Genomic DNA, 26713 nt, shown 5'->3' with positions numbered 1-26713 from the left:
ATGACGTCGGTTCATGCGGCGGATACGGAATCCGGCACGGGGGTTGTTCCCATGGATGAGGACGTTGGCGAAATCAGCGGTATCGAAGAGCGCGCGACGCTGTCCGATTTGGATTTCAAGCGCGAACTGGCTGCTGTCATCCCGCATCTCCGCGCTTTCGGCCGGTCTCTGTCGGGCAATCGCGACGTGGCGGACGATCTGGTGCAGGAAACCCTGCTTAAGGCATGGGCGGCGCGGAACCGCTTCCAGGCCGGCACCAACATGCGCGCCTGGACATTCATCATTCTGCGCAACCATTATCTGTCGCAGATGCGCCGATCGCGCTTCCGGGGTGATTGGGACGATCTGACGGCGGATCGCATCCTGGCGGCCCCTGCCGGGCAGGACAAGCATGTCGAACTGAGCGACATGCAGCGCGCGTTGCTGCAATTGCCCCAGCCCCAGCGCGAGGCGCTGATCCTGGTCGGCGCGGGCGGCTTTGCCTATGAAGAGGCAGCCGAGATTTGCGGCGTGGCGGTCGGCACGATCAAGAGCCGCGTTGCCCGCGGTCGCGCTGCGCTGGAGCAGATATTGGAAAGTGGCGACCTGCCATCCCGGCGGACGCAGGAAACCACTGATACTGCCGTACTGGACGAGATCATGGACGATGTCGACCGGCTGAGCCGCGGTCGCGGCTCCCATGGCGAGGGCGATGATTAAGCGGAACGTTCGGCTCTTCCTGTCCGTTGTTCGGGCATGAAGGAGAGAGATCATGGGTGACGCACCATCGGACCGGGACAATGATCGGCCCCCCGCATCGCCACATGTTTCGGTTGTTCGCCGGTCGCAGGGCAGCGGCGTGGTTTTCGCGCTCGTCGCCCTTGCCCTCATACTCGCCATCGGCTTTTTCTACATGACCAACGAACGGCGGGGTGATGCCGAAGCGGACAAGGTCACGCAGGCAACCGGAGCTGTGGACGATGCCGCGAAGGTCGTTGGCGAGGCGGCCCGCAACGCCGCCGATACATTGCGCAACGAGCATTGAACTGACCTGATCTGTGCTTTGAGCGGATAGGTCCGACGCCATGGCTGTTGGTCGGACGCTGAATAAATCCGGTGTCCGGCCAAGGCTGGCGAGCCTTCGGTTGCAAACAGTTGCCCCCGGATTCAGCATTTCTTTGCCATTGTCGGGCAGGGTGCACCCACTGTCGGATTATCTTACACGTGCTGTAAGAAAGCCCGGTTCAGGGGAAGGCGCGCCAGCCCGGCGGCCAGCAGGATGTGCGCGACGATGATAAGGCTGTTCAAACATTATGTGCCGCATGCGGTGCTGCTGCTGGGCCTGCTCGACTTCGCGCTGCTGCTGTGCGCGGCCGAAGGCGGCTGGGTATTGCGGGCGCGGCAGATCGGCATGGATGTCGATCATGTGATGACCCGCATGGGGCCGCTGCTCAGCTTCGCCGTCGCCATCCAGACCGGCATGATCGCCGTCGGCGTCTATGGCACCGAAGCATTGCAATCGATCCGATTCGCCTTTGCGCGCCTGCTCGTAGCCGTGTCGCTGGGCGTTATCTTCCTGTCCGTGCTCTACTTCCTGCTGCCCGGCATGACGCTGTGGCGCTCCAATTCGCTCTACGCCATGGGCCTTGCCATGGGGGTGCTGGTGACCGTTCGCCTGTTGCTCGGCTCGATGCTGGGGGGCGAGGCATTCAAGCGGCGGCTGGTGGTGCTAGGCGCGGGCAATCGGGCCAACCGGATCAAGGAACTGGAGCAGAAGCGCGGGGCCGGCTTTCTGGTCGTGGGCTTCATCGCCATGAATGACGGGCCTCAGGTGATCCCCGAAGCGATCAATCGCGACGCGGTATTCAACCTGTCCGATTTCGTGGTGCGGCTCAATGCGAGCGAAGTGGTTCTGGCGCTGGAAGAACGGCGCAACGCGCTGCCGCTTCAGGATTTGCTGCGGATCAAGACGACCGGCGTGCATGTGAACGAGATTTCGACTTTTCTGGAGCGCGAGACAGGCCGCGTCGACCTGGCCAGCGTCAATCCCAGCTGGCTGATCTTTTCCGACGGTTTCTCCGCCGGCCGTCGCTTGTCGAGCATCGCCAAGCGGCTGTTCGACGTTATTGCCAGTTCCATCCTGCTAGCGTTGACCGGTCCGATCATTCTGCTTGCCGCCATTCTGGTGAAGTTGGACAGCAAGGGGCCGGCCTTTTACCGGCAGCAGCGCGTCGGCCTTTACGGTCAGGAGTTCTGGATCGTGAAACTGCGCACCATGCGGCTGGATGCGGAAGTCAACGGGCAGGCGGTCTGGGCGGAAAAGGATGATCCGCGCATCACGCGCCTTGGCTATTGGTTACGCAAGCTGCGCATCGATGAACTGCCGCAGACCTGGACGGTGTTGAAGGGGGAGATGAGCTTCGTCGGCCCGCGCCCCGAACGCCGCCAGTTCGTCGAGGATCTGGAACAGCATCTGCGCTATTATGCCGAACGGCATATGGTGAAGCCCGGCATCACAGGCTGGGCGCAGATCAACTATCCCTACGGCGCGTCGATCGAGGATGCCCGGCACAAGCTGGAATATGACCTTTACTACGCCAAGAATTATACGCCTTTCCTGGACCTGCTGATCCTGATCCAGACCTTGCGGGTCGTGCTCTGGCCCGACGGGGCCCGCTGAGGCGCGGTTGGCCATGGGCGCGCTTCTCCAATTTGTCGGCGACTGGGGTCATGCACTGGCGGCCGTGCTGTTTGCGGCGCTGGGCATCTTCCTGCTGCGCCGTCGCGACGAAGCGCCCGAGCCTCGGCTGCTGGCGGCCGCGCTGCTGTTGACATCCTGCTGGGCGCTGTATGTTTCCTTCGGCGGGGTGTCGAAGCCGCTGTCGGGCATCGGCGAGAGCATTCGCAACGCGGCCTGGCTGCTGGCCATGTATGTCATGTTGCGGCGCGGACCCGTGGGCCGGGCTGGGCCGACCATGGCGGTCAGTGCCGTCTATGTGGCGGTTGCCGGCCTTATCCTGCTCCAGACCTTCGTGGACCTGACCTGGCGGCAATTGTCGCCGGTCAGCGACCTGCATCACGCACTTGTTACTTCCTCGCTGATCTTGCGCATGATGACCGCGATCGGCAGCCTGTTGCTGGTCCATCATCTCTATACCGCCTGGCCTTCGCGCGCGCGGGGCGGGGTGTCGCTGCTGCTGGGATCGCTGGCCGCGATGTGGACCTATGATCTCAATCTTTACGCGATCTGCTGGTTCGCCCCGCATCGCGTGAGCGAACTTTATGCGCTGCGCGGCCTACTGATGGCACTGGTCGCGCCGGTGATTGCCGTGGGCATGCGCAAGGGCATGGAAGGGCGGTTGCAATTGTCGCGCGCCATCACCTTCCAGTCGCTTTCGATCGTGGCGGTGGGGCTTTATGTCGGCGTGCTGACAGCCGCTGCCGTGCTGATCGAGTTGATTGCCGGCCCCTATGCGCGGGTGGTCGAGATTGCGGCGGTCTTTTTCACCGCCGTTACCGCACTCGTGCTGCTGCCTTCGCCGCAGGTGCGGGCGCTGTGGAAGGTACAGGTCGCCAAGCATTTCTTTCAGCATCGCTACGATTATCGCACCGAATGGATGCGGTTCGGCGATACGATCGGTCGTCCCGGCGAGGATGCCGCGCCGCTGGGACAGCGGGTCGCAAAGGCGATGGCGGACATTACCGATTGCCCCGGCGCGCTGCTTCTGTTGCGTGACGAGCGGGACGGGCTTTCGTTCGAGACGCAATGGAACTGGAGCGGCGATCTGTCCGATGTCGGCACGGTCGCCCCCGCCATCGTGGCACAACTGGAGCAGAGCGGCTGGATCGTCGATCTGGGGCGGCTCAAGAGTAGCGACGCTGCGCTCGACCTGCCGAAGTGGATGACGCGGGAGCGGCGCTTCTGGGCGCTGGTGCCGCTGATCCATTATGGGCGGATGATCGGTGCCCTGTTGCTGGCCCCGCCGCCGATCGACCGGCGGCTGGACTGGGAGGATTTCGACATGCTGCGCGCCGCCGGGCGGCAGGCCGCGACCCATATCAGTGAGGCGCAGGGGCAGCAGGCGCTGGACGATGCCCAGCGGTTCGAGGAATTCAACCGTCGCTTCGCCTTCATCATCCATGACGTGAAGAATCTGGTCAGTCAGTTGTCGCTGCTTTCGCGCAATGCGGAGCGGCATGCCGACAATCCCGAGTTTCGCGCCGACATGGTGCTGACGCTCAAGGAATCGGTCGGCAAAATGAACGACATGCTTGCCCGCCTGTCGCAGCATAACAAGGGGCGGGCAGAAGAGCCGCGTCCGATCGCATTGATCGACCTGTTGCAGCAGGTTGCCCGCACCCGCGCGCGCCAGCATCCGGTCCATGTCAGCGGCGACGCGCCATTGGCCCTCGCCGATCCGGCACGGGTCGAGCAGATCGTCACCCATCTGCTGCAAAACGCCATCGATGCGAGCGCGCCCGATAGCCCGGTCGATCTGTGCCTGTCTGCCGAAACCGGCGAGGCGCTGGTCGCCATCATCGATCGGGGCAAGGGCATGAGCGCCGAATATATCCGCCGCGACCTGTTCAAGCCCTTTTCCTCCAGCAAGGCGGCCGGCTTTGGCCTGGGCGCCTTCGAGGCGCGCACGCTGGCGCAGGCCATGGGGGGACGGATCGAGGTGGAAAGCAAGCCGGGTGCCGGCAGCCGTTTCACATTGCGCCTGCCGCTGGCGCCCCATAGTGACAGACAAGAGAAGGCCGCCTGATGAGCGACACCCGCCCCAAATTGCTGATCGTGGAGGATGATCCGGGCCTTCAGCGCCAGTTGCGCTGGGCCTATGAGGATTACCAACTCTTCATTGCCGGCGACCGGCAGGAAGCGATCGAGATGCTGCGGGCCGAGGCGCCCGACGTGGTGACGCTGGACCTTGGCCTGCCGCCTGATCCCGACGGCACCAGCGAGGGGTTCGCCACGCTGGCGGAGATGCTGAAGATCAAGCCGGACACCAAGATCATCGTCGCGTCCGGCCATGGCGCGCGGGAAAGTGCGCTGGATGCGATTTCGGGTGGCGCCTATGATTTCTACCAGAAGCCGGTCGATATCGACGAACTGGGCCTGATCGTTCGCCGTGCCTTCCATGTTCATGCGCTGGAGCGCGAAAATGCGCGGCTTGCCGAAACCGCGCCGGAGGATGGCCGGGTGTTGGGGCGCATCATTTCCGGCGCGCCTGAAATGATGAAGGTCGCCCGCACGATCGAGCGTGTCGCGAGCGCGCAAGTGTCCGTTCTGCTGCTTGGCGCGAGCGGTACCGGCAAGGAATTGCTGGCGCAGGGCCTGCATGATGCCAGCCCGCGGCGCGGCGGCGCCTTCGTTGCGATTAATTGCGCGGCGATCCCGGAAACATTGCTGGAATCCGAATTGTTCGGCCATGAGAAGGGGGCCTTTACCGGTGCGATCAAGACGACGCCGGGAAAGATCGAGCAGGCGCAGGGGGGCACGCTGTTCCTGGACGAGGTGGGCGACATTCCGCTTGCCTTGCAGGTGAAGCTGCTGCGCTTCTTGCAGGAGCGCGTGATCGAACGGATCGGCGGGCGGCAGCCCATTGCCGTGGACACGCGGATCGTGTGCGCCACGCATCAAAATCTGGAGCAGATGATTGCGGCCGGCAGCTTCCGCGAGGATCTTTATTATCGCCTCGCCGAGATTGTGGTGCGCATCCCTGCGCTCAAGGACCGGCCCGGCGATCCGGCGCTGCTGGCGCGGCATTTCCTCACCCGCTTCGCGCGCGACATGAACCCGCAGGTCAAGGGGCTGGCGCCCGATGCGCTGGCGGCGCTCGACGCCTGGAACTGGCCCGGCAATGTCCGCGAACTGGAAAATCGGATGAAGCGCGCGGTCATCATGGCCGATGGCAAGCTGATTACCGCCGCCGACCTGGACCTGGACGATGAGCGCGCCGATGGCGGTGATGTGGTCAATCTGAAGGCGGCGCGGGAAATGGCCGATCGCCGTGCCATCCGTCGCGCGATCGCGCGCACCGACGGCAATATTTCCGGCGCGGCCAAGATGCTGGGGATCAGCCGACCGACGCTCTACGACCTGCTCAAACAATATCAGATGCAGGGCTGACGCCGATGCGACGGTCCCGTCTGGCCCTGATCGCCGGGGTGGCATTGCTGGCGCTGGGTGGCGCCGGGCTGCTGCAATGGCGTGCGCATGAGCGCGATGGCAGCGCAGCGCTGACGCGCGGGCTGGCGGCGCTGGACAAGGGTGACGCGCGCACGGCGCGGGTCGAACTGATGAACGCGATCAAGCGCGATCCTAAGTCCGCCGCCGCGCATCTGGCACAGGCGCGGGCGCTGGTGGAATTGGGCGATGGGGCGGGCGCGCAGGCGGCCGTCGATCGGGCGCGGACGCTGGGTGCCGACGCCGCCGAGACCCGGGCGGTCATGGCGCAGGCCTTGTCGTTGCAGGGCGACATGGAGGGTGCCCTGCGGGAGGCGCGCGCGCCCGACCTGCCAGCTGATGCGACCGTGGTAGCGGCACGCGTGATTGCGCGCGCGGCGTTGGCGCAGGGTGATATGCAGGGTGCCCGTGCGGCGTTGCAGCGGGCGCTTGTGGCGGCGCCCGACGACGTCGAAACCTGGATCGACATCGGCCGGTTGCAGATCGTGGCGGGGGATCAGGCCAGCGCGATCGCGGCGGCCGACCGGGCGGTGGCGCTGGCCCCGAATAGTGCGAAGGCGCTGACCCTGCGCGGCGAACTGACCCGCGCCCAATATGGGCTGACGGCGTCGCTGCCATGGTTCGAGCGGGCGCTGGCGGCCAATCCGGATTCGGTCCCGACGCTGGAGCAATATGCGGCGACGCTGGCCGATGCGGGGCAGGCGAGCCGGATGCTGGGCCTCACTCGTCGTTTGCTGGCGCTCGATCCGTCCAATCCCCGTGCGTGGATGATGCAGGCGGTGATGGCGGCGCGGGCGGGGCAGGGGGATCTGGCCCGCAAGCTGCTGGAGCGGACAAAGGGGCGGCTGGACGAAGAGCCGGCAACCCGGTTGCTGCGCGGCGTGCTGCAATTGCAGGATGGCAATCCGGTGCTGGCGGCCGAGGCATTGGTGCCGCTGGTGGCGGCCCAGCCCGACAATCGCACGGCCCGGACATTGCTGGCGCGCGCGCTGTACGACAATGATGATTTTGCCTCTGCCGCCACGACGCTGGCGCCGATCGTGGCGCAGCGCGATGCCGACCCCTATGTGCTGACGCTCGCCGCCCGCGTGCAGGAAGCGCTGGGCAATCGGGACATGGCGGACGACATGCTGGCGCGGGCTACCTGGCCGGTGCGGGCGTCAACCGATGCCTTTGCCAGCGCCTCCGACAATGGGCTGGCGTCCGGTGCGGGGCCGGCGAACAGCGCGACGGCGCGCGACAATATACCCTATATCCGTGCGCTGCTCAGCACTGGGCGCAACACGGACGCGGTGGCGCGCGCGCGCCTGCTCAATCGGGCCAATCCCGGTGCGCCCGATGCCTGGCTGATCCTTGGCGACGCGCTGGGGGCAGCGAACCAGCCGCAGGAGGCCGCGCGCGCCTATGAGGCGGCGGCCAATGTCCGATTCGATCGCGCAGTCGCGCTGCGGCTGGCTGCCGTCTGGGCCCGTATCGGCAATCCGGTCCATGCGCGGCAGGTGGTGCAACTGTTTCTCAGCCAGAATCCCAACGATGTCGAAGCGCAGCGTCTGGCTGCCGCCATGGCGATACAGGCGCAGGACTGGCGTAGCGCGCGGCAGATGTTGCAGGCGGTGCGCGCGCAGATCGGCGATAATGACGCGGTGCTGATGGCCGATCTGGCCCGTGCCGCGATGGAGGATGGCGATGCCGGCGCGGCGCGTGCCTATGCCGCCCATGGCTATCGACTGATGCCCGGCAATCCAGTGATGGCCGACATGTTCGGATGGGTACTGTTGCGCACCGGTGAGAAGGGGGCGGCCGCGGTCGACCTGCTGGAAAAGGCGGCCGCGCTGGCGCCCGGCGTACCGGCGGTGCAGATGCATCTGGGGCAGGCTTATGCCGCGGCGGGGCGCAAGGTCGAGGCGAAGCTGGCGCTGGGGCGAGCGGCGGCGGTGCGCGGTTTTGCAGGGCGGCAAGAAGCGCTGGACGCGCTGGCGGCCCTGTAAGGTGGGCGCCCTTCGACAGGCTCAGGGCGAACGGAGGAGCCGGTTTACGCCTTTGCCAGATCCAGATCGTCGATCCGCAGGCCCAGTCGCCTGATCTGTGCCGCCACCGGCGGCCATACGCTGTCGAGGAAACGTTCGCGTTCGGCCTCGCGTAGGCGGCGGGTCGCGCCATCGGCGACGAACATGCCGACGCCGCGCTTGACTACCACCAGTCCGTCATCCTGGAAGCTCTGATAAGCCTTAGCTACGGTCAGGGGATTGGCCCCCTGCGCGGAAGCGAAGGCGCGCACCGATGGCAGCAAATCGCCGTCGGTAAAGTCCCCGTCCAGGATGGACGCGGCAATGATCTCACGCAGGCGGAGATAGACGGGTTTGGATTCGTCGGCCATAGTGCATCAGTGCCATAATACAGCCATGCGGGTCAAGATAGGAAATTTCCTGTATCTTTATGCATGTGAAATTATCTGTCCCATGTTGAAACAATCGCGTCATATTCTGGCCGGGGGCGCTCTTCCTGCTCCTTGCCCGGAGTCCCGATGAAGACGAACCCGGCGATTTTTTCGCCGTCCTGGCCAAAAGCGTTGCGCACATCGTCGTTGAAACTGGGCCAGCCGGTCAGCCAGCCGCCGGCAAAACCGAGCGCATGGGTGGCGTGGAGCAGGTTCATGATCGCCGCGCCGGCCGACAATTCCTGTTCCCAGACCGGGATCTTGCTGCCCGCGACGGGGGTGGACAGCGCGACCACCAGCGTCGGCGCCTGATGCGCGAACTGGTGCATCGCCTTGATCTCCAGCCGCCCGGCCTCGGGCTTTTCTGCGCGATAGGCGGTTTCCAGCAGTTCGGCCAGCGCGGCGCGCTTGTCCTGCGGCACGATCACGAAGCGCCATGGCGCCAGCTTGCCATGGTCGGGGGTGCGCAGCGCAACCTCCAATATCTGGCGCAGTTGCGCATCGTCCGGGCCGGGTGCGATCAGGTCGCGGGGTTTGCCGGAACGGCGGGTCTGGAGCAGGGCGAGCGGGGATGAGAGATCGTTGAACATTGTCCCGACAGATGGCGTGCCGAACGCTTCGACGCAAGGGTTCGGCTGCCCTTTTGACAGGGCGGACCGATCCGCACTAGGTTCGCGCCCATAAGCGGCCCCGACATGGCGGGCCGGACACAGAATAAGCAAAGGGTGCCGAATGGCGACTTCGGACATGAGTGCCGCCGAGGCAGGGAAAACCTGGCTCGGCCATCCGCGTGGGCTGTACCTGCTCTTTTTCGCGGAGATGTGGGAACGTTTCTCCTATTACGGGATGCGCGCCATCCTGATCTTCTACCTCACCAAACATTTCCTCTTCGGCGAGGACAAGGCGTACCTGCTCTACGGCGCCTATACCTCGCTGGTCTATATCACCCCGGTCATCGGCGGTTATTTGTCCGACCGCTTCCTGGGCCCGCGCAAGGCGGTGCTGGTCGGCGGCGTGTTCATTGCGATCGGCCATTTCCTGATCGCCATCACGGAAGGACCAGGCGGGCAAGACCCGCTGTTCCTCAATGGTTTCTATCTTGCGCTCGCCTCGATCATCGTCGGCACCGGCTTTCTCAAGGCCAATATCTCTGTGCTGGTGGGAGAACTCTATGACCGCGACGACCATCGCCGTGATCCGGCTTTCTCCATCTTCTACATGGGGATCAACATGGGCGGGATGCTGGGGCCGATCGTCTGTGGCCTGCTGGGCGAACTCTGGGGCTGGAGCTGGGGCTTCGGCGCGGCGGGCGTGGGCATGTTGCTGGGCCTTGTCATGTTCGTATGGCTGAAGCCCTGGCTGCTCGGCAAGGGCGAACCGCCCGCGCCGCAGCAGTTGCGCCAGCCGACCGCCGCCGGCCTCAGCCAGGAATGGACCATCTATCTGGGCGCGGCGCTGGGCGTTGCCGCCATCTGGATGGTGATCCGCTATGCCGAATTGCTGGGCTATGCGTTGCTGGGTTTCTCGGCCCTGACCGTCATCTACATCCTCTGGCGGACAGTGGGCACGCTGGGCAAGATCGATCGCGACCGCATGTTCGCCGCACTCTTCCTGATCGCGCTGAACCCGCTTTTCTGGGGGCTGTTCGAGCAGACCGGATCGTCGCTCAACATCTTCACCGATCGCAATGTCGATCGCAGCATGCTGGGCTGGGAGGTGCCGGCCTCGCTGTTCCAGTCGGTCAATTCGGTCTTCATCATCATGTTTGCGCCGCTTTTCGCCGTGCTGTGGACATTCCTCGATAAAAGGCGGTTGGAGCCATCCTCGCCCGCCAAGTTCGGCATCGGCTTGGTGCTGTGCGGCGCGGGTTTCCTGGTGCTGGTCGCCGGCGCGGCAATGGCCGGCGAAAATCTGACCCCGGTAATCTTCGTCTTCCTGATCTATCTGCTGCATACCATGGCGGAACTCTGCTTCTCGCCCGTCGGCCTGTCTGCGATGACGCGCCTGTCGGTGTCGAACATGGTCGGGCTGGTCATGGGCACATGGTTCCTGGCGATGGCGGCGGGCAATTTCATCGCCGGCCTCATCGCCCGCGCCACGGGCAGCGGCGAGGCAGGCAATGTCACGCAAGTGCTGGACGTCTATACGCAAATCGGCTGGTTTGCGATCGTGGTCGGGGGGCTGGTGCTGCTTGTCTCTCCCTATGTCACGCGACTGATGCATCTCGATCTGATCGGTTCGGAGGAAAAGGCATGAATGGAGGCGGCAAATGGCTGCTGATCGCGGCTTTGCTGGCGGGGACCGCTGGCCCGGTCGCGGCGAAGAAGGAGAAGGAGGCGCAGCCCGCCTCTCAAGGCTCTTCGGCTGAGCCGGACAATCCCTATCCGTCGACCTACAAGCCCTATCCGGGCCGCCCGACGGTGATCCGCAATGCCACCATCTTCGACGGGGAAGGCGGACGGATCGACAAGGGCGTGGTCTTCCTGTCGGAGGGCAAGATCATTGCGATCGGCGGGCCGGATACGCCGATCCCGGCGGACATTGCCGTGTTCGACGGCACCGGCAAATATGTGACTCCCGGTGTTATCGACATTCACAGCCATCTGGGCGTCTATGCCTCACCCGGCGTGGATGCGCTGTCAGACGGCAACGAGATGACGTCGCCGGTGACGCCGCATGTCTGGGCCGAACATAGTATCTGGCCGCAAGACCCCGGCTTCGGCCGGGCGCTGGCCAATGGTGGCGTGACGACGCTCCAGATATTGCCCGGTTCGGGCAACCTGTTCGGCGGGCGCAGCGTGACGGTGAAGAATGTGCCCGCTCGCACCCAGCAGGGGATGAAGTTTCCGGGCGCGCCCTATGGCCTGAAAATGGCCTGCGGCGAAAATCCCAAGCGCGTCTATGGCGCCAAGGGGCGCGAGCCATCGACCCGCATGGGCAATCTGGCAGTGGATCGCCAGACCTGGATCAAGGCGCGCGACTATCAGAAGAAGCGCGCCGCCGGGAAGGACCAGACCCGTGACCTGGGCATGGAGACGCTGGCCGATGTGCTGGAAGGCAAGATCCTGGTCCATAACCATTGCTATCGCGCGGACGAGATGGCCAATGTGATCGATATGTCGAAGGAGTTCGGCTACCGGATCACCGCCTTCCACCATGCGGTCGAAAGCTACAAGATCGCCGATCTGCTGCGCGAGAACGGTATCTGCTCGGCGATGTGGGGCGACTGGTACGGCTTCAAGATGGAAGCCTATGACGGGATCAAGGAGAATGTCCCGCTGGTGCATCAGGCCGGTGCCTGCGCGATCGTCCATAGCGACGACCAGGATGGTATCCAGCGCCTGAATCAGGAAGCGGCCAAGGCATTGGGCGCGGGGCGGCGCATGGGGATTAATATTTCCGACGAGGCTGCCTGGACCTGGTTGGCGATCAATCCGGCCCGGGCCATGGGTATCGATCAGCAGACCGGCAGCCTGAAGGTCGGCAAGATGGCCGACGTCGTGATGTGGAACGGCAATCCCTTCAGCACCTATACAAGGCCGGAGAAGGTCTGGGTCGACGGGGCGCTGCTGTATGACAGCAGCAATCCCAAGCTGAAGCCTGTGACCGATTTCGAACTGGGCCAGATTGGCGCGGGAGACGTGAAATGATGCATACCCTTTCTCTCCGCACGAAGAAGAGTCGGGCTTCGACAGGCTCAGCCCGAACGGTGTTGGGGGCATTGTTGTTCGCCATCTCCACCCCTGCATTGGCCCAGTCCATCGCCATTACCGGTGCGAAGCTGGCGATCGGGGACGGGTCGGAGCCGATCGAGAATGGCACGGTGGTCATCACCGCCGGCAAGGTGGTTGCCGCCGGGGCGGGGGTGGCCGTTCCTGCCGGGGCCAAGACGGTCGATGCGGGCGGCAAATGGGTGACGCCGGGCATCGTGTCGGGCTTCTCGCGCGTCGGGCTGGCCGAAGTGCCGGCGGTGCGCGAAACCAATGACATGCGCGCGACCAAGTCGCCCTTCTCGGCGGCGATCGACGTGGCGCCGGCGATCAACCCCTTCGCCAACCCGATCGCGATCAGCCGGACCGCTGGCGTGACCCGCGCCGTGGTAGCGCCGGTCGCCGCGACCAGCATCTTTGCCGGGCAGGGCGCGGTGGTCGATCTGGGCGCGGACATCAGCCCGATCACCAAGGCGCGCGCCTTCCAATATGTCGAAATGGGCGAAGCGGGTGCGGATGAGGCGGGGGGGAGCCGGGCGGCGACCGTTCTGACCTTCCGCATGATGCTGCGCGAGGCGCAGGAATTTGCCAAGGCGCCGGCCAGCTATGACGGGCGATCGCGCGATGCGCTGCTGAACCGGGTCGATGCCGAGGCGCTGGTGCCGGTGGTAACCGGCGCCATGCCGCTGATGGTGCATGTCGAGAGTGCGCGGGACATCCTGACCGTGCTGTCGCTGCGGCAGGATTTCCCGGCGCTCAAGCTGATCCTGGCGGGTGCGACCGAAGGCTGGATGGTCGCGCCGCAGATCGCGGCGGCCAAGGTACCGGTCATCACTGCCGGGCTGGAAGACCTGCCCTCCAGCTTCGAGAAGCTGGCAGCGACCCAGAGCAATGTGGGACGGATGGTGAAGGCGGGGGTCAGCGTGTCCATGGGGCTGCTGACCGGCGATGATGCGCTGCAATTGCGCGCGGCGACCCAGCAGGCGGGCAATATGGTGGCCCTGACAAGGGTGCCGGGCGCAACGGGGCTTAGTTGGGGGCAGGCGCTGCGGACCATTACTTCGGCGCCGGCCGAGGCGATGGGGCTGGGCGATCGCTTCGGGTCGCTCAAGGCCGGGAAGGCGGGCGATGTGGTGATCTGGGACGGCGATCCGCTGGAAATGACGTCGGCGCCGGTCGCGGTGTGGATCGACGGGGTGCAGCAGCCGCTGGAAAACCGCCAGACGAAGCTGCGCGACCGTTATGCGACGCCGACCGAAGGGGCGATGCCCAAGGCGTATGAATGGTGAAAGGGGGAGGGGGGGGGCTGTGGCCCCCTTTTCCCTTTGTACGCCTAATGATGATCGGAAGCAGGCTTCCAACATCCGTTCGGGCTGAGCCTGTCGAAGCCCTTTCCCTTTTTTAGAGCCTCGTGTTTTGAAGAAGTAAGGCCCTTCGACAGTCTCAGGGCGAACGGAAACGAGGAAATGGGGTGGCGGGGAACCGTCCATCTTGATCCGCCCCCGCCCTTTCCGCTAAGGGGCCTCTCATTCGCATGGACCCGGTGAAATTCCGGGTGGCTATTCCGGCCGCCGATCCGCCGGACAACATCCCACATGATCCAACCCGAAGCGCTGCGAGATTGCGGCGTCATGTGCCTTGTTGTGGACTTTCTATGACCGATATACTTACCCGATACCGTCGGCAGTGGTTTGTCGACGCGGCTTCTGCGCGGCGCGATGCGCTGGCGGGGATCGTCGTTGCGCTGGCGCTGATTCCCGAAGCCATCGGCTTTTCCATCATCGCCGGGGTCGATCCGCGGGTTGGCCTCTATGCCTCCGTCGCGATCGCGATGACGATCGCGCTGATCGGCGGGCGACCGGGGATGATTTCCGCCGCGACCGCCGCCGTTGCCGTGCTGGTCGGCCCTCTGGTGAAGCAGCATGGCGTCGAGTATCTGTTCGCCGCGACCATATTGATGGGCCTGATCCAGATCCTTGCCGGATTGCTCAGGCTCGACCTGCTGATGCAGTTCGTGTCGCGATCCGTCATCACCGGCTTCGTCAATGCGCTGGCGATCCTGATCTTCATGGCGCAGTTGCCGCAACTGACGAATGTGAGCTGGCACAGCTATGCGATGGTCGCGGCGGGGCTGGCGATCATCTACCTGTTCCCGCGCGTGACGAAGGCGGTGCCTTCGCCGCTGGTGGCGATCCTGTCGCTGACCGCGATCAGCCTGTGGCTGGGCCTGCCGGTCCATAGCGTTGGCGATATGGGGAAACTGCCGGAGGGGTTGCCGAGTTTTGCCCTGCCGCAGGTACCGCTGACATTCGATACGCTGCGCATCATCCTTCCCTATTCGGTGACGATGGCGGCGGTCGGGCTGCTGGAATCGATGCTGACGGCGCAGATCGTCGACGACATGACCGATACGGACAGCGACAAGAAGCGCGAGGCGATGGGGCAGGGCGGGGCGAATATCGTCGCGGCGCTGTTTGGCGGCATGGGCGGTTGCGCGATGATCGGGCAGTCGGTCATCAATGTAACATCGGGCGGGCGCGGGCGTTTCTCGACCTTCGTGGCGGGGGCGTTCCTGCTGTTCCTGCTTGCCGTGCTGGGGCCGTGGGTCGGGCAAATGCCGATGCCGGCGCTGGTCGCGGTGATGCTGATGGTGTCGATCGGGACATTCAGCTGGAATTCGATCCTGAACCTGCGGCGCCATCCGCCGACATCGTCTGTGGTGATGCTGGTGACGGTTGTGGTCGTGGTCGCCACCCGCGACCTGTCGCTGGGCGTGGTGGCCGGCGTGCTGCTGTCGGGCCTCTTCTTCGCCGGCAAGGTGCAGCGGATGTTCGCGGTCGAACGGATCGAGGAAGATGGGCGGGCGGTCTATCGCGTGACTGGCGAGATATTCTTTGCCTCGGTCGACCGCTTTACCCGCGCCTTTCAGTTGGAGGGTGGGGCTGGCCCTGTCCTGATCGATGTTTCGGGCGCGCATTTCTGGGATATTTCGGGGGTAGGAGCGCTCGACAAGATCGTGGCGCGGCTGCGCCGGGACGGGCGGCCGGTGGAGGTTGCCGGCTATAACCGGGCCAGCGCCGATCTGATCGACCGCTTTGCCTTGCATGACAAGACCGGGGTGGAACTGGGCGCGACGCCGCATTGAGAGCGCCATATTGAGACGGCGAGTTGGACAGGTGTTTGGGCTTTTTGCGTTCAGATTGCCACGTAAGATCATGTCCTATTCGCGCAGGAAAATATCCTACAGGGCGCGACCCTATTTGTCGGTCGCGCCCCAGATGTCGCTGGTCTTCACATAGCCGCGCTGGCCCTTCGCATCGAAGGCGCACCAGTTGCCCGAACAGTCGCTGAGGCGGCCGACCACGCCGCGTTGGGCGCGGAACAGCGCGCGGGCGCCGTCGCTGGCGGATTCGCGCAGGGGGGCTTCTTCAGCACGGACTATGGCGGTCGGCGTGTCGCTAAGCAGGCGGACGTGCATCCAGCCTTGTGCGCCGTCGGGATCTTCGACCTTGCGCCACAGGCCCAGTACTTGCACCACCTTCACCGGCAGGTCGCGGCGGCGGTAGATCCAGTTGGACGGATAATCCAGGCTCGGTCCGACGCGCATGCGCGCTTCGTCATGAGAGAGGGAGGCCCAATAGGGCGTCTTCTTGGCCGGGCCGGCGAGCGCCGTGCCGCCAGCCGCCAAAGCCGCAACCATGCCCACGCCCAGCAACAGACGCTTCAATCCAGACCCATTGCCGATGTCACCCATGACTGTCCCATACTCCCTGCCGGGGCGCTGCGACAAGCGCTGATCTTACCGGCCGCGCCATATCCGCTTGACCGGGCGCGCAGGCAGGAATAGCGGCAAGGGCATGGCCAGAAAACCGCGTCCCGCCAAGCCGCGCGTCATCGTCACGCGCCGCCTGCCACCCAATGTGGAGGCGCGCATGGCCGAATTGTTCGACGCCAGCTTCAATGTCGGCGACGTTGCGATGAACCGGACCGAACTGGCGCGGGCGATGGCCCAGTGCGACGTGCTGGTCCCCTGCATTAGCGACCATATCGACGCGAGCCTGATCGAAGGTGCGCCGGAACGGCTGCAACTGATCGCCAGTTTCGGCAGCGGGGTGGATCATATCGACCTGTCGGCGGCGCGGAAGAAGGGCATCATCGTCACCAATACGCCCGGCGTGCTGACCGAGGATACGGCGGACATGACGATGGCGCTGATCCTGTCCGTGCCCCGGCGGCTTGCCGAGGGCGAGAAATTGGTACGCACCGGCGAATGGCGGGGGTGGAGCCCGTCGGGCATGCTGGGCCATCGCATTGCGTCCAAGAAGCTGGGGATCATCGGCATGGGCCGGATCGGCCGCGCCGTGGCGCGCCGTGCACGCGCTTTTGGCCTGTCGATTGCCTATCATAACCGCCATCGCCTGCCTTTCGAAGTGGAGCAGGAACTGGAGGCTGAATGGCATGGCGATCTGGATGGGCTGCTGGGCGCGAGCGATATCGTGTCGATCCATTGTCCGCTCAATGCCGACAGCCGTGGGATGATCGATGCGCGCCGGGTCGCGCTGATGCCGGCGCATGCCTATCTGATCAACACGTCGCGGGCCGAAATTACCGACGAGCAAGCGTTGATAGCGGCGCTGGACGAGGGGCGTATCGCCGGGGCGGGCTTTGACGTTTATACCCATGAGCCGGCGGTCGATCCGCGACTGCTGGCGCTGTCCAACGTCGTGCTGCTGCCGCATATGGGGTCGGCGACGTTCGAGGGGCGCGATGCGACGGGCGCCCGGGTCATCGCCAATATCCGTACCTGGGTGGACGGCCATAGGCCGCCCAATCAGGTGCTGGAGGGTTGGGTCTGAGGAGCGTCTGGCAGATCGATCGGCGTCGTTTTCCGAGCCGTTCCGGCTGAGCCTATCGAAGCGCTTCTGCTTTGCATCACGCCAAGGTAGAACGGCCCTTCGACAGGCTCAGGGCGAACGGAATTTGATCGAGTCGGGTGATACGGCAAAATCAGTTGTGCGCGGTCATGCCGTGGCGAGTTGATCCTTGAGGCCGTTCACGACCATATGGCCGTGCGCCACCGACTCATGGGCTTCGCGCACGATGGTCTGGGTTTCGGCGTCGATCGCCTCATCCTTCAGCACGCGCTCAAATTCCTCACGCAGATAATCTTCGCCACGATCGACCGCCTGGATCACGGCCTTGTCGCCGCCGCCAAGGGCCACGAAGATATCCTCCATCCGGCGATGCACGGTGCCGGCCATGGAGCCGAAGGCGTTGGGCTTGCCGCCCAGGGCGCGGCTGCGTGCCTGCAACAGGTCGACGGCCCTGGTGCGTTCGCCGGCCAGATCGCGGAAGAGCGTCTGATATTCGGCTGACTTCACCTTGTCGGCGCTATGCTCATAGCCCTTCACACTGTCGATCAAGGTCGTGATCAGGTCGTCCAGCTTGCTGATGGCATGGTTGTTCGACATCGCCTTCTCCTTTCGATCAGGCAACAACCGCCATTGGAAGGGGATTGTTCAATCAAGCGCCTGAAAATCGACCTTAATTCCATGTTAGCCATCTTCGTGGCGCAGGCGGAACAAGTGGCAGGATCGTCGGTTGAAGCGGCATCACCCTCCCACGGAAGGACGCTTTCCATGATTAAGCTCGCGATCATTTCCCTCGTCATTGCGGCCGTGCTGGCTTTGCTCGGGTTCGGCGGCGCAGCCGGTACCTTTGTCGGCATCGCGAAGATCCTGTTCTTCATCGCTATCGCCGTGTTCGTGCTGTTCCTGGTGCTGGGCGTATTGGCTGGCAAGGGAATCAAGGATGCGATAGATTGATCGCATGACCGAGATTGGCGCTGGAGTGGACGAGACAGGCAGGTTGCTGCGCGATGAGGCCGGTTTCCTGCTCCAGCGCGATCTGGGCGGCAGTTACCGCCTTGTCCTGCTGCGCGTGCCCGTGGATCATGTCGAGAAGCGGGTGCGGGTGCAGGGCTATTATGCCGGTGATGGTATAGTCGAGGCGGAAGGCGTCGCCGCCGCCTGACCGACATTCAGTCCTGACGGCCTGCAAATGGCGGTTCTCCGCGCTTCCGGTGCTCACGTACTTTTAGTACGCTGCGCTCCGGGTCGCGAGAAACCACCATTTTCGGCACGTCATGATCTGAATGTCTAGCATTGATGCTTCCTCTTGCCAAAAGGCGCGGGGCGCGCGAACCATTGCGTCCATGCGCAAGATTCTTTCTTTCCTCATTGCGGTTTCCGCGCCTGTTCTGGTGCAGGCGCAGACGGCACCCCATGACCAGTTGACCAAGGTCATGGATGACCATTGGGCCTGGTATCTGTCGACCCATCCGGTCGAGGCGACGGCGCGGGGCGTGCGCGATTATGACGACCGTATCTATGACATGTCGCTGGGCGCGCGTGATGCGCAGGTGAAGGCCGAGCAGGGCTTCGTCACGCGGCTGGAGGCGGTGCCGGTGGAGCAACTGGATGCCGCCGACCGGGTGAACCGCGATGTGCTGCTATGGATGTTGCGTGACGATATTGACGGCGACCGGCATCCGGCCGAGCGGTTGATGCTGTTTACCACCTATTATGGCTGGCATCAGGGTTTTTCGGGCATGGCGGATGGCCTGCCTTTCTATAATCGCGCTGATTATGAAAGCTATTTGAAGCGGCTGGCGCTCTATCCCAAGCAGAATGGCGATGCGCTGGCGATCACGCGGCAGGCGATCAAGGGTGGTTATGTCCAGCCCTGTTCGGTGCTGCAAAATTATGCCGGGACGATCAGCGGCATTGTGGATGGCAAGCCCGAGGACACACGCTTCTATGAGCCGTTTAAGCGGAGCAAGCCGCGCGATATCAGCGATGCGGACTGGAGCGCGATGCAGGCGCGGGCCGTCACCATCATCCGCGATGTGCTGACGCCGGAATATCGCAAGTGGCACGACCTGTTCGTGAAGGACTATCTGCCCCATTGCCGCAAGAGCGATAGCGCGTCGGCATTGCCGGGCGGCGCGGCCTGGTATGCGGCCCGGGTGAAGGCGCATACGACGACGGACCTGACGCCGGACCAGATCCACCAGATCGGGCTGGACGAGGTGGCGCGGATCGGCAAGCGGATGGACGAGATCGCGGCAAAGGCCGGCTATCCCAGCCGCGCCGCCTATATCCAGCATCTGCGCACCGATCCCAGCTATTATGCCAAGACGCCCGAGGAATTGCTGCGCGTGGCGGCGCAGCAGGCCAAGACCATCGACGGGCTGCTGCCGCGCTATTTCGGCACGCTGCCCCGCCTGCCCTATGGGTTGAAGCCGATCCCGGCGGCGGAGGCGGAAGGCACGACTACGGCCTATTATGGGCCGGGTGCGCCGGAGAGCGGCATTTCCGGCACCTATTGGGTCAATACGTCCAAGCTGGACCAGCGGCCCTTCTGGGAACTGCCGGCGCTGACCGCGCATGAGGCGGTGCCGGGCCATCACAACCAGATCGCGTTGCAGCAGGAATTGCCGCTGCCGCCGTTCCGCAAATATCTGGCGGGGTTTACCGCCTATGTGGAGGGGTGGGCGCTTTATACCGAATATCTGGGCGAAGAGATGGGGCTGTACGACACACCCGAAAAGATGATGGGGCGGCTGTCCTATGAAATGTGGCGGGCCTGCCGGCTGGTGGTCGATACCGGCATCCATGCGAAGGGATGGGACAAGGCGAAGGCGGTGGCCTTCATGAAGACCAACAGTGCCCTGTCTGATGCCAATATTGACGCGGAGGTCAATCGGTACATCAGCTGGCCTGGACAGGCGCTGGGCTACAAACTGGGCGAGATCAAGATCCGGGCATTGCGCGCGAAGGCGGAGGCGGCGTTGGGGCCGAAATTCGATCTGCGCCGCTTCCATGACGCGGTGCTGGCGCAGGGCGCGGTGCCACTGACCGTATTGGAGAGCCAGATCGACGGGTGGATCGCGGCGGAGAGGGCGCGGGGATAGCCGTCCTACTTAAGTCCATTCTTTACTCAGAGTAATAAGAAAAGCGCAGTTTTCGGCCGATTTGTCCGATTGGCAGCAACATTTTGCTGCGCTGCGGCGGCTTGCCAATTCGCGTCTCTTGGCGTACCGGGGCGGCGTCAGCTCCCGGACCGGGCATATAAGTCGGCAAGTGGCGCTGCGCGTCGACTCCGTGCACTTTATATGACGTTGGGAACGAGATGAGCATCTACCTGGATTATCTGGCAGAAATCGAAAGCCGTAAGACTCAGGGACTCGCGCCCAAGCCGATCGACGATGGCGCACTGGTTGCCGCCCTCATCGCGCTGATCCAGGATGCGAGCAGCGAACATCGCGCCGACGCGCTGCAATTCTTCATCTACAACACGCTGCCGGGCACCACGAGCGCTGCGGGCGTGAAGGCCGACTTCCTCAAGAAGATCGTGCTGGGCGACGTGACCGTCGCGGAAATCACTCCGGCCTTCGCGCTGGAACTGCTGAGCCATATGAAGGGTGGTCCTTCGATCGCCGTGCTGCTCGACATCGCGCTGGGCGATGACGCGGCGCTGGCCGGTCAGGCGGGCGACGTGCTCAAGACGCAGGTGTTCCTGTACGACGCCGACATGTTCCGCCTGCGCGACGCCTATAAGGCTGGCAATGCGGTCGCCAAGGATGTGCTCGAAAGCTACGCCAACGCCGAATTCTTTGTGAAGCTGCCCGACGTCGAAGGCGAGATCAAGGTCGTGACCTTCATCGCCGGCGAAGGCGATATTTCGACCGACCTTCTGTCGCCGGGCAACCAGGCGCACTCGCGCTCCGACCGCGAACTGCATGGCCAGTGCATGATCTCGCCGGCCGCGCAGCAGGAAATTCAGGCGCTCAAGATCCAGCATCCCGACAAGCGCGTGATGCTGATCGCCGAAAAGGGCACGATGGGCGTCGGCTCCTCGCGCATGTCGGGCGTCAACAATGTGGCGCTGTGGGCCGGCAAGCAGCAGAGCCCCTATGTGCCTTTCGTCAACTATGCGCCGGTCGTCGCGGGCACCAATGGCATTTCGCCGATCTTTGCGACTACCGTGGACGTGACCGGGGGCATCGGCCTGAACCTGAAGAACTGGGTGAAGATGACCGGTCCGGACGGCAAGGTCATTTTGAACAATGACGGCAACCCCGTCCTTGAAGAGAAGTTTTCCGTTGCGACCGGCACGGTGCTGAAGATCGACGTCAAGAACAAGAAGCTGACCGACGAGGCCGGTAACGAACTGGTCGACGTGGCCGCGTCCTTCACGCCGCAGAAGATGGAATTCATGAAGGCGGGCAGCAGCTATGCCATCGTCTTCGGCAAGAAGCTCCAGACCTTCGCCGCCGAGACGCTGGGCATCGAAGCGCCCAAGGTGTTCGCGCCGAACAAGGAAATCACGGTCGAGGATCAGGGCCTGACCGCCGTGGAGAAGATCTTCAACCGCAATGCCGTGGGCGTGACGCCGGGCAAGATACTGCATGCCGGCTCCGACGTGCGCGTGAAGGTGAACATCGTCGGGTCGCAGGACACCACCGGCCTGATGACCGCGCAGGAACTGGAAGCGATGGCGGCCACCGTCATCTCGCCGCTGGTCGACGGCGCATACCAGTCGGGCTGTCACACGGCATCGGTGTGGGACAAGAAGGCGCAGGCCAACATCCCCAAGCTGATGAGCTTCATGAACAATTTCGGCCTCATCACTGCGCGCGACCCCAAGGGCGTCTATCATGCGATGACCGACGTCATCCACAAGGTGCTGAACGACATCACCGTGGACGACTGGGCGATCATCATCGGCGGCGACAGCCATACCCGCATGTCGAAGGGCGTTGCCTTTGGTGCGGACTCGGGCACCGTCGCGCTGGCGCTGGCTACCGGTGAGGCGACCATGCCGATCCCGCAGTCGGTGAAGGTCACGTTCAAGGGCAAGATGCAGCCCTATATGGACTTCCGCGATGTCGTCCATGCGACGCAGGCGCAGATGCTGCACCAGTTTGCCGGTGAGAACGTGTTCCAGGGCCGCATCATCGAAGTGCATATCGGGACGCTGCTGGCCGACCAGGCCTTCACCTTCACCGACTGGACGGCCGAAATGAAGGCCAAGGCATCGATCTGCATTTCCGAAGACGAAACGCTGATCGAGTCGCTGGAAATCGCCAAGTCGCGCATCCAGATCATGATCGACAAGGGCATGGAAAATGCCGCCGGTACGCTCAAGGGCCTGATCGCCCTGGCCGACAAGCGCATCGCGGAAATCCGTTCGGGCGAAAAGCCGGCGCTGACGCCCGACGCCAATGCGAAATATTTCGCCGAAGTCGTGGTCGACCTGGACCTGATCGACGAACCGATGATCGCCGACCCGGACGTCAACAATGCCGACGTGTCCAAGCGCTACACCCACGACACGATCCGCCCGGTGTCCTATTATGGCGGCACCAAGAAGGTCGATCTGGGCTTCATCGGGTCGTGCATGGTGCACAAGGGCGACATGAAGATCCTGGCGCAGATGCTGAAGAACATCGAAGCGAGCGAAGGCAAGGTCGAGTTCAAGGCGCCGCTGGTCGTCGCTCCCCCGACCTACAACATCGTCGACGAGTTGAAGGCCGAGGGCGACTGGGACGTGCTGAAGAAGTACGCCGGGTTCGAGTTCGATGACGTGGCGCCCAAGACCGCCGCGCGCACCGAATATGAGAATATGCTCTATCTGGAGCGTCCGGGTTGCAACCTGTGCATGGGCAATCAGGAAAAGGCATCGAAGGGCGACACCGTCCTCGCCACCTCGACCCGCCTGTTCCAGGGCCGCGTCGTGGAAGATACCGCCAACAAGAAGGGTGAATCGCTGCTCGCCTCGACCCCGGTCGTGGTGCTGTCGACCATCCTTGGCCGTACGCCGAACATGGACGAATATAAGAGCGCGGTCACGGGTATCGACCTGACCAAGTTCGCGCCGTCCGCCGCGCATTGATCTGACCCAAGGGCTAAGGCCCTTTGGTGACACGGCCGCCGCCATGCTTTCCCGCTACTGGGATGTGTGGCGGCGGCTTTGTCGTTTCTGGTCAGAGTTAAAATTGATCCGTTCGCCCTGAGTAGGGACTGAGCTTGTCGAAGTCCCGTATCGAAGGGGCCGATGTGGGCTATCCCTCGATACGCCGCTTCGACTTCACCTCTGGTGAAGTTTATCCTGAGCGTCTGCTGCAAGCAGGCTGTCGAAGGGCTCAGCGGCTACTCAGGACGAACGGGTAGCGATGAGGGAACTGGTGGCAGTTGCCTGACGTCAGGAGACGCTGCCGAACCATGCGCGATGTTGCGATGCGGCAAGGGGCAGGGGCGTGTCGCAATGGGCGCATTCGGCCACCACACGGCCCACGATCCACTGGCTGCTGCCGCAGTCGGGACAGGGGGTTTTGCGGCCCTGATAATATTGCGGATTGATCGCAATTATTGTGGTTTCAACGGGCGAAAAAGCTGCGTCCATGACTGTATCCCCTTTTCTGCCGATGCAACGTTTAAAGGGGCGAAACGTATCCCTACATAAGGGTTTCAGCTGCAATGCCATTTGATTTGACCCGATCAAATGTTATGGCACCGCAGCATCGGGACATATCTGCTTCGACCATGGTTGGGGCGCTCCCTGCCACCTTGCCTTGCGGTTGTTTATCGCCGTTCGGGGAGCCTCTGGTGGAAACGCGCCATCCTTGGGCCGAGGCCATGCGAGGAGACGCACATATTATGACCGCCATCGGACAGGATACACTTGGCACGCGCGACACGCTGGATGTCGGCGGCAAGGACATTGCCTATTATTCGCTGAAGAAGGCCGCCGAGAAGCTGGGCGACGTGTCGCGACTGCCCTTTTCGATGAAGGTGCTGCTGGAAAATCTGCTCCGTTTTGAAGATGGCGTCACTGTCACGGTCGAGGATATCCAGGCGATCGTCGACTGGCAGAAGGACAAGGGCAAGGCCGAGCGCGAAATCCAGTATCGCCCGGCGCGCGTGCTGCTCCAGGACTTTACCGGCGTGCCGTGCGTGGTCGATCTGGCCGCGATGCGCGATGCGATGAACGCGCTGGGCGCGGATGCCGCCAAGATCAACCCGCAGGTGCCCGTCCATCTGGTGATCGACCATAGCGTCATGGTGGACGAGTTCGGCACGCCCCGCGCGTTCCAGGACAATATGGAGATCGAATATCAGCGCAATATGGAGCGCTACGACTTCCTGAAATGGGGCAGCAAGAGCCTGGCCAATTTCTATGCGGTGCCGCCGGGCACGGGCATCTGCCATCAGGTGAATCTGGAGAATATCGCGCAGGGCGTCTGGTCTTCGGTCGACGAAAGCGGCGCGACCGTTGCGTATCCCGATACCTGCGTCGGGACCGACAGCCACACGACCATGATCAACGGTCTGGGCGTGCTGGGCTGGGGCGTGGGCGGGATCGAGGCGGAGGCGGCGATGCTGGGCCAGCCGGTGTCGATGCTGATTCCCGAAGTGGTGGGCTTCAAGTTCACCGGCACGCTGAAGGAAGGCGTAACGGCCACCGATCTGGTGCTCACCTGCACCCAGATGCTGCGCGCGCGCGGCGTGGTGGGCCGGTTCGTGGAATATTTCGGGCCGGGCCTTGCCACCCTGTCGCTGGCGGACCGGGCGACGCTGGCGAACATGGCGCCGGAATATGGCGCGACCTGCGGCTTCTTCGGCATCGACCAGAAGACGCTCGACTATATGCACCTGACCGGGCGGACCGACGACACTATCGCGCTGGTCGAAGCCTATGCGAAGGAGCAGGGCTTCTGGATCGATCCCGATGCGGACCTGATCTTTACCGATACGCTGGAACTGGATCTGGGCACCGTCGTCCCGAGCCTCGCCGGGCCGAAGCGCCCGCAGGACCGGGTTGCGCTGCCGGAGGTCGATGACGTCTTCAACGCGGACATGGTCAACACCTACAAGAAGGAGCAGGCGCGGGTGCCCGTGGAGGGCAAGGATTTCGATATTGGCGACGGCGACGTCACCATCGCCGCGATCACCAGTTGCACCAATACGTCGAACCCCAGCGTGCTGGTGGCCGCTGGGCTGGTCGCGAAGAAGGCGAACGAGCGCGGCCTGAAGCCAAAGCCATGGGTCAAGACGTCGCTGGCGCCGGGATCGCAGGTCGTGACCGACTATCTGGAGAAGGCTGGCTTGCAGTCGCACCTGGACGCCATCGGCTTCAATCTGGTGGGCTATGGCTGCACCACCTGCATCGGCAATTCGGGGCCATTGGCCGAACCGATCAGCAAGGCGATCAACGATAATGGGCTGGTCGCGGCGGCGGTGATTTCGGGCAACCGCAATTTCGAAGGGCGCGTGTCGCCGGATGTGCGGGCGAACTTCCTCGCTTCGCCGCCGCTGGTCGTCGCCTATGCCCTGAAAGGCACGGTGATCGAGGATTTCATCACCACGCCGATCGGTACGGGCACGGATGGCGAAGCGGTGTACCTGAAGGACATCTGGCCGACCAATGACGAGGTGGCGACCACGCTGGCGGGCGCCGTCGACCGGCAGATGTTCCAGGCGCGTTATGCCAATGTCTACAAGGGCGACGCGCACTGGCAGGCGATCGAGGTGACCGGATCGGATACCTATAAATGGCGCGCGGGATCGACCTATGTCGCCAATCCGCCCTATTTCGAAGGGCTGACCATGACGCCCGCGCCGGTGACGGACATCATCGAGGCGAAGCCGCTGGCGATCTTCGGCGATTCCATCACCACCGACCATATTTCGCCGGCCGGCTCCATCAAGGCGTCATCGCCCGCAGGCAAGTGGCTGAGCGAGCATCAGGTCGCGCAGGCGGACTATAACAGCTACGGATCGCGGCGTGGCCATCATGAGGTGATGATGCGCGGCACCTTCGCCAATATCCGCATCAAGAATCTGATGCTGGACGGCGTCGAGGGCGGCATGACCCGTTATGAGGGCGAGGTCATGCCGATCTATGACGCGGCGATGGCGCACAAGGCCGATGGCACGCCGCTGGTCGTCATCGGCGGCAAGGAATATGGTACCGGATCGTCGCGCGACTGGGCGGCGAAGGGCACCAACCTGCTCGGCGTGCGCGCGGTGATCGTGGAAAGCTTCGAGCGTATCCACCGGTCCAACCTGGTCGGCATGGGCGTGCTGCCGTTGCAGTTCAAAAATGGCGACACGCGCGACACGCTGGGCCTGACGGGGGATGAGACGTTCACCATCCAGGCCGTCGCGGACCTGAAGCCGCGGCAGGATGTGGACGTGATCGTGAAGCGAGCCGATGGGTCGACTTTCACCTTCACCGCGCTGTGCCGGATCGATACCGTCAACGAACTGGATTATTTCCTGAACGGCGGGATCTTGCAATATGTGCTGCGCAAGCTGGCCGCTTGACGGTCGT

At 63.6% G+C, this 26713-nt stretch carries 21 protein-coding genes and 1 other annotated feature; of the genes, 16 read left to right on the top strand and 5 right to left on the bottom strand.

Annotated features, from left to right (window positions below; all coding sequences use genetic code 11):
• Positions 1-51 precede the first annotated feature (51 nt).
• The 6 genes from ACNHGR_RS08585 to ACNHGR_RS08560 all read left to right on the top strand — a co-directional run bounded on the left by ACNHGR_RS08585 (position 52) and on the right by ACNHGR_RS08560 (position 8154).
• Entirely contained in the window at positions 52-699 is a 648-nt protein-coding gene (locus ACNHGR_RS08585) for a sigma-70 family RNA polymerase sigma factor (protein ID WP_475288366.1), read from the top strand.
• A gap of 52 nt (positions 700-751) precedes the next feature.
• Positions 752-1024: a hypothetical protein gene (locus ACNHGR_RS08580; protein ID WP_475285415.1), complete on the top strand. Its 273-nt coding sequence runs from the start codon at positions 752-754 to the stop codon at positions 1022-1024.
• A gap of 246 nt (positions 1025-1270) precedes the next feature.
• Positions 1271-2659, top strand: a complete 1389-nt coding sequence (locus ACNHGR_RS08575) for a TIGR03013 family XrtA/PEP-CTERM system glycosyltransferase (protein ID WP_184266250.1) — start codon at positions 1271-1273, stop codon at positions 2657-2659.
• Between the two features lie 13 nt (positions 2660-2672).
• Positions 2673-4745: an XrtA/PEP-CTERM system histidine kinase PrsK gene (prsK, locus tag ACNHGR_RS08570; RefSeq protein WP_475285413.1), complete on the top strand. Its 2073-nt coding sequence runs from the start codon at positions 2673-2675 to the stop codon at positions 4743-4745.
• Positions 4745-6109 (top strand): PEP-CTERM-box response regulator transcription factor, encoded by a 1365-nt coding sequence (gene prsR / locus ACNHGR_RS08565; protein WP_184266242.1) that lies wholly within the window; start codon positions 4745-4747, stop codon positions 6107-6109. The genes prsK and prsR overlap by 1 nt, the downstream gene beginning before the upstream one ends.
• 5 nt (positions 6110-6114) lie before the next feature.
• Entirely contained in the window at positions 6115-8154 is a 2040-nt protein-coding gene (locus tag ACNHGR_RS08560) for a tetratricopeptide repeat protein (RefSeq protein WP_475285411.1), read from the top strand.
• Positions 8155-8198: 44 nt separating this feature from the next.
• Here the strand turns inward: ACNHGR_RS08560 and ACNHGR_RS08555 are convergent, their stop codons facing one another.
• Together ACNHGR_RS08555 and ACNHGR_RS08550 are read right to left on the bottom strand one after the other, a co-directional pair.
• The gene (locus tag ACNHGR_RS08555) at positions 8199-8543 is read right to left on the bottom strand and encodes a GntR family transcriptional regulator (protein ID WP_184266235.1); all 345 of its coding nucleotides are present in this window, start codon (positions 8541-8543) and stop codon (positions 8199-8201) included.
• A 71-nt stretch (positions 8544-8614) separates the two neighbouring features.
• Entirely contained in the window at positions 8615-9193 is a 579-nt protein-coding gene (locus ACNHGR_RS08550; RefSeq protein WP_475285409.1) for a nitroreductase family protein, read from the bottom strand.
• A gap of 142 nt (positions 9194-9335) precedes the next feature.
• Between ACNHGR_RS08550 and ACNHGR_RS08545 the strand changes: the two genes are divergently transcribed.
• The 4 genes from ACNHGR_RS08545 (at position 9336) to ACNHGR_RS08530 (ending at position 15458) form a co-directional block, all read left to right on the top strand.
• Positions 9336-10859 (top strand): peptide MFS transporter, encoded by a 1524-nt coding sequence (locus tag ACNHGR_RS08545; RefSeq protein WP_184266229.1) that lies wholly within the window; start codon positions 9336-9338, stop codon positions 10857-10859.
• On the top strand, positions 10856-12253 hold the full coding sequence (locus ACNHGR_RS08540; protein WP_475285404.1) for an amidohydrolase: 1398 nt from the start codon (positions 10856-10858) through the stop codon (positions 12251-12253). Before ACNHGR_RS08545 ends, ACNHGR_RS08540 begins: the two co-directional genes overlap by 4 nt.
• Positions 12250-13602 carry an amidohydrolase family protein gene (locus ACNHGR_RS08535; protein ID WP_475285402.1) on the top strand — a complete coding sequence of 451 codons (1353 nt, stop codon included), beginning with the start codon at positions 12250-12252 and terminating at the stop codon, positions 13600-13602. The genes ACNHGR_RS08540 and ACNHGR_RS08535 overlap by 4 nt, the downstream gene beginning before the upstream one ends.
• 244 nt (positions 13603-13846) lie before the next feature.
• Positions 13847-13902 (top strand) — a sequence feature (sul1 is cis-regulatory element that is thought to sense ions involved in sulfur or methionine metabolism; They are found in Alphaproteobacteria).
• A 65-nt stretch (positions 13903-13967) separates the two neighbouring features.
• Positions 13968-15458: a SulP family inorganic anion transporter gene (locus ACNHGR_RS08530; RefSeq protein WP_184266221.1), complete on the top strand. Its 1491-nt coding sequence runs from the start codon at positions 13968-13970 to the stop codon at positions 15456-15458.
• 111 nt (positions 15459-15569) lie between these two features.
• On the opposite strand, the gene ACNHGR_RS08525 is transcribed toward ACNHGR_RS08530, so the two are convergent.
• The gene (locus ACNHGR_RS08525) at positions 15570-16067 is read right to left on the bottom strand and encodes an SH3 domain-containing protein (protein ID WP_475285399.1); all 498 of its coding nucleotides are present in this window, start codon (positions 16065-16067) and stop codon (positions 15570-15572) included.
• 103 nt (positions 16068-16170) lie between these two features.
• Here ACNHGR_RS08525 and ACNHGR_RS08520 point away from each other — a divergent pair, with 103 nt between their 5' ends.
• Positions 16171-17169 carry a 2-hydroxyacid dehydrogenase gene (locus ACNHGR_RS08520; protein ID WP_475285397.1) on the top strand — a complete coding sequence of 333 codons (999 nt, stop codon included), beginning with the start codon at positions 16171-16173 and terminating at the stop codon, positions 17167-17169.
• A 165-nt stretch (positions 17170-17334) separates the two neighbouring features.
• On the opposite strand, the gene ACNHGR_RS08515 is transcribed toward ACNHGR_RS08520, so the two are convergent.
• Entirely contained in the window at positions 17335-17784 is a 450-nt protein-coding gene (locus ACNHGR_RS08515) for a ferritin-like domain-containing protein (RefSeq protein WP_475285396.1), read from the bottom strand.
• A gap of 168 nt (positions 17785-17952) precedes the next feature.
• On the opposite strand from ACNHGR_RS08515, the gene ACNHGR_RS08510 reads away from it, so the two are divergent.
• The 4 genes from ACNHGR_RS08510 (at position 17953) to ACNHGR_RS08495 (ending at position 23272) form a co-directional block, all read left to right on the top strand.
• Positions 17953-18138, top strand: coding sequence for a DUF1328 domain-containing protein (locus ACNHGR_RS08510; protein WP_120250451.1), 186 nt, complete (start codon positions 17953-17955; stop codon positions 18136-18138).
• Positions 18139-18142: 4 nt separating this feature from the next.
• The gene (locus ACNHGR_RS08505) at positions 18143-18346 is read left to right on the top strand and encodes a DUF5818 domain-containing protein (protein ID WP_066603497.1); all 204 of its coding nucleotides are present in this window, start codon (positions 18143-18145) and stop codon (positions 18344-18346) included.
• 181 nt (positions 18347-18527) lie between these two features.
• The gene (locus tag ACNHGR_RS08500; RefSeq protein WP_475285393.1) at positions 18528-20288 is read left to right on the top strand and encodes a DUF885 domain-containing protein; all 1761 of its coding nucleotides are present in this window, start codon (positions 18528-18530) and stop codon (positions 20286-20288) included.
• Between the two features lie 218 nt (positions 20289-20506).
• Positions 20507-23272, top strand: coding sequence for a bifunctional aconitate hydratase 2/2-methylisocitrate dehydratase (locus tag ACNHGR_RS08495; protein ID WP_475285392.1), 2766 nt, complete (start codon positions 20507-20509; stop codon positions 23270-23272).
• A gap of 309 nt (positions 23273-23581) precedes the next feature.
• On the opposite strand, the gene ACNHGR_RS08490 is transcribed toward ACNHGR_RS08495, so the two are convergent.
• Positions 23582-23863, bottom strand: coding sequence for a hypothetical protein (locus ACNHGR_RS08490; RefSeq protein ID WP_475285390.1), 282 nt, complete (start codon positions 23861-23863; stop codon positions 23582-23584).
• Between the two features lie 173 nt (positions 23864-24036).
• On the opposite strand from ACNHGR_RS08490, the gene acnA reads away from it, so the two are divergent.
• Positions 24037-26706 carry an aconitate hydratase AcnA gene (acnA, locus tag ACNHGR_RS08485; RefSeq protein WP_475285388.1) on the top strand — a complete coding sequence of 890 codons (2670 nt, stop codon included), beginning with the start codon at positions 24037-24039 and terminating at the stop codon, positions 26704-26706.
• The last annotated feature ends 7 nt before the right edge of the window (positions 26707-26713 follow it).

This window comes from Sphingobium sp. RS1 (assembly GCF_056156825.1).
The sequence above is the reverse complement of the archived record's forward strand: the minus strand, read 5'-3'. Positions and strand labels throughout refer to the sequence as shown.

Bases quoted from the DNA above. Each gene is read 5' to 3' on its own strand.
- acnA (WP_475285388.1), top strand. From the start codon at position 24,037: ATGACCGCCATCGGACAGGATACACTTGGCACGCGCGACACGCTGGAT.
- ACNHGR_RS08505 (WP_066603497.1), top strand. From the start codon at position 18,143: ATGACCGAGATTGGCGCTGGAGTGGACGAGACAGGCAGGTTGCTGCGC.
- ACNHGR_RS08555 (WP_184266235.1), bottom strand. From the start codon at position 8,543: ATGGCCGACGAATCCAAACCCGTCTATCTCCGCCTGCGTGAGATCATT.
- ACNHGR_RS08575 (WP_184266250.1), top strand. From the start codon at position 1,271: ATGATAAGGCTGTTCAAACATTATGTGCCGCATGCGGTGCTGCTGCTG.
- ACNHGR_RS08490 (WP_475285390.1), bottom strand. From the start codon at position 23,863: ATGGCATTGCAGCTGAAACCCTTATGTAGGGATACGTTTCGCCCCTTT.
- ACNHGR_RS08510 (WP_120250451.1), top strand. From the start codon at position 17,953: ATGATTAAGCTCGCGATCATTTCCCTCGTCATTGCGGCCGTGCTGGCT.
- prsK (WP_475285413.1), top strand. From the start codon at position 2,673: ATGGGCGCGCTTCTCCAATTTGTCGGCGACTGGGGTCATGCACTGGCG.
- ACNHGR_RS08495 (WP_475285392.1), top strand. From the start codon at position 20,507: ATGAGCATCTACCTGGATTATCTGGCAGAAATCGAAAGCCGTAAGACT.
- ACNHGR_RS08580 (WP_475285415.1), top strand. From the start codon at position 752: ATGGGTGACGCACCATCGGACCGGGACAATGATCGGCCCCCCGCATCG.
- ACNHGR_RS08520 (WP_475285397.1), top strand. From the start codon at position 16,171: ATGGCCAGAAAACCGCGTCCCGCCAAGCCGCGCGTCATCGTCACGCGC.
- ACNHGR_RS08530 (WP_184266221.1), top strand. From the start codon at position 13,968: ATGACCGATATACTTACCCGATACCGTCGGCAGTGGTTTGTCGACGCG.
- ACNHGR_RS08535 (WP_475285402.1), top strand. From the start codon at position 12,250: ATGATGCATACCCTTTCTCTCCGCACGAAGAAGAGTCGGGCTTCGACA.
- ACNHGR_RS08515 (WP_475285396.1), bottom strand. From the start codon at position 17,784: ATGTCGAACAACCATGCCATCAGCAAGCTGGACGACCTGATCACGACC.
- ACNHGR_RS08560 (WP_475285411.1), top strand. From the start codon at position 6,115: ATGCGACGGTCCCGTCTGGCCCTGATCGCCGGGGTGGCATTGCTGGCG.
- ACNHGR_RS08585 (WP_475288366.1), top strand. From the start codon at position 52: ATGGATGAGGACGTTGGCGAAATCAGCGGTATCGAAGAGCGCGCGACG.
- ACNHGR_RS08540 (WP_475285404.1), top strand. From the start codon at position 10,856: ATGAATGGAGGCGGCAAATGGCTGCTGATCGCGGCTTTGCTGGCGGGG.
- ACNHGR_RS08545 (WP_184266229.1), top strand. From the start codon at position 9,336: ATGGCGACTTCGGACATGAGTGCCGCCGAGGCAGGGAAAACCTGGCTC.
- ACNHGR_RS08525 (WP_475285399.1), bottom strand. From the start codon at position 16,067: ATGGGTGACATCGGCAATGGGTCTGGATTGAAGCGTCTGTTGCTGGGC.
- prsR (WP_184266242.1), top strand. From the start codon at position 4,745: ATGAGCGACACCCGCCCCAAATTGCTGATCGTGGAGGATGATCCGGGC.
- ACNHGR_RS08550 (WP_475285409.1), bottom strand. From the start codon at position 9,193: ATGTTCAACGATCTCTCATCCCCGCTCGCCCTGCTCCAGACCCGCCGT.
- ACNHGR_RS08500 (WP_475285393.1), top strand. From the start codon at position 18,528: ATGCGCAAGATTCTTTCTTTCCTCATTGCGGTTTCCGCGCCTGTTCTG.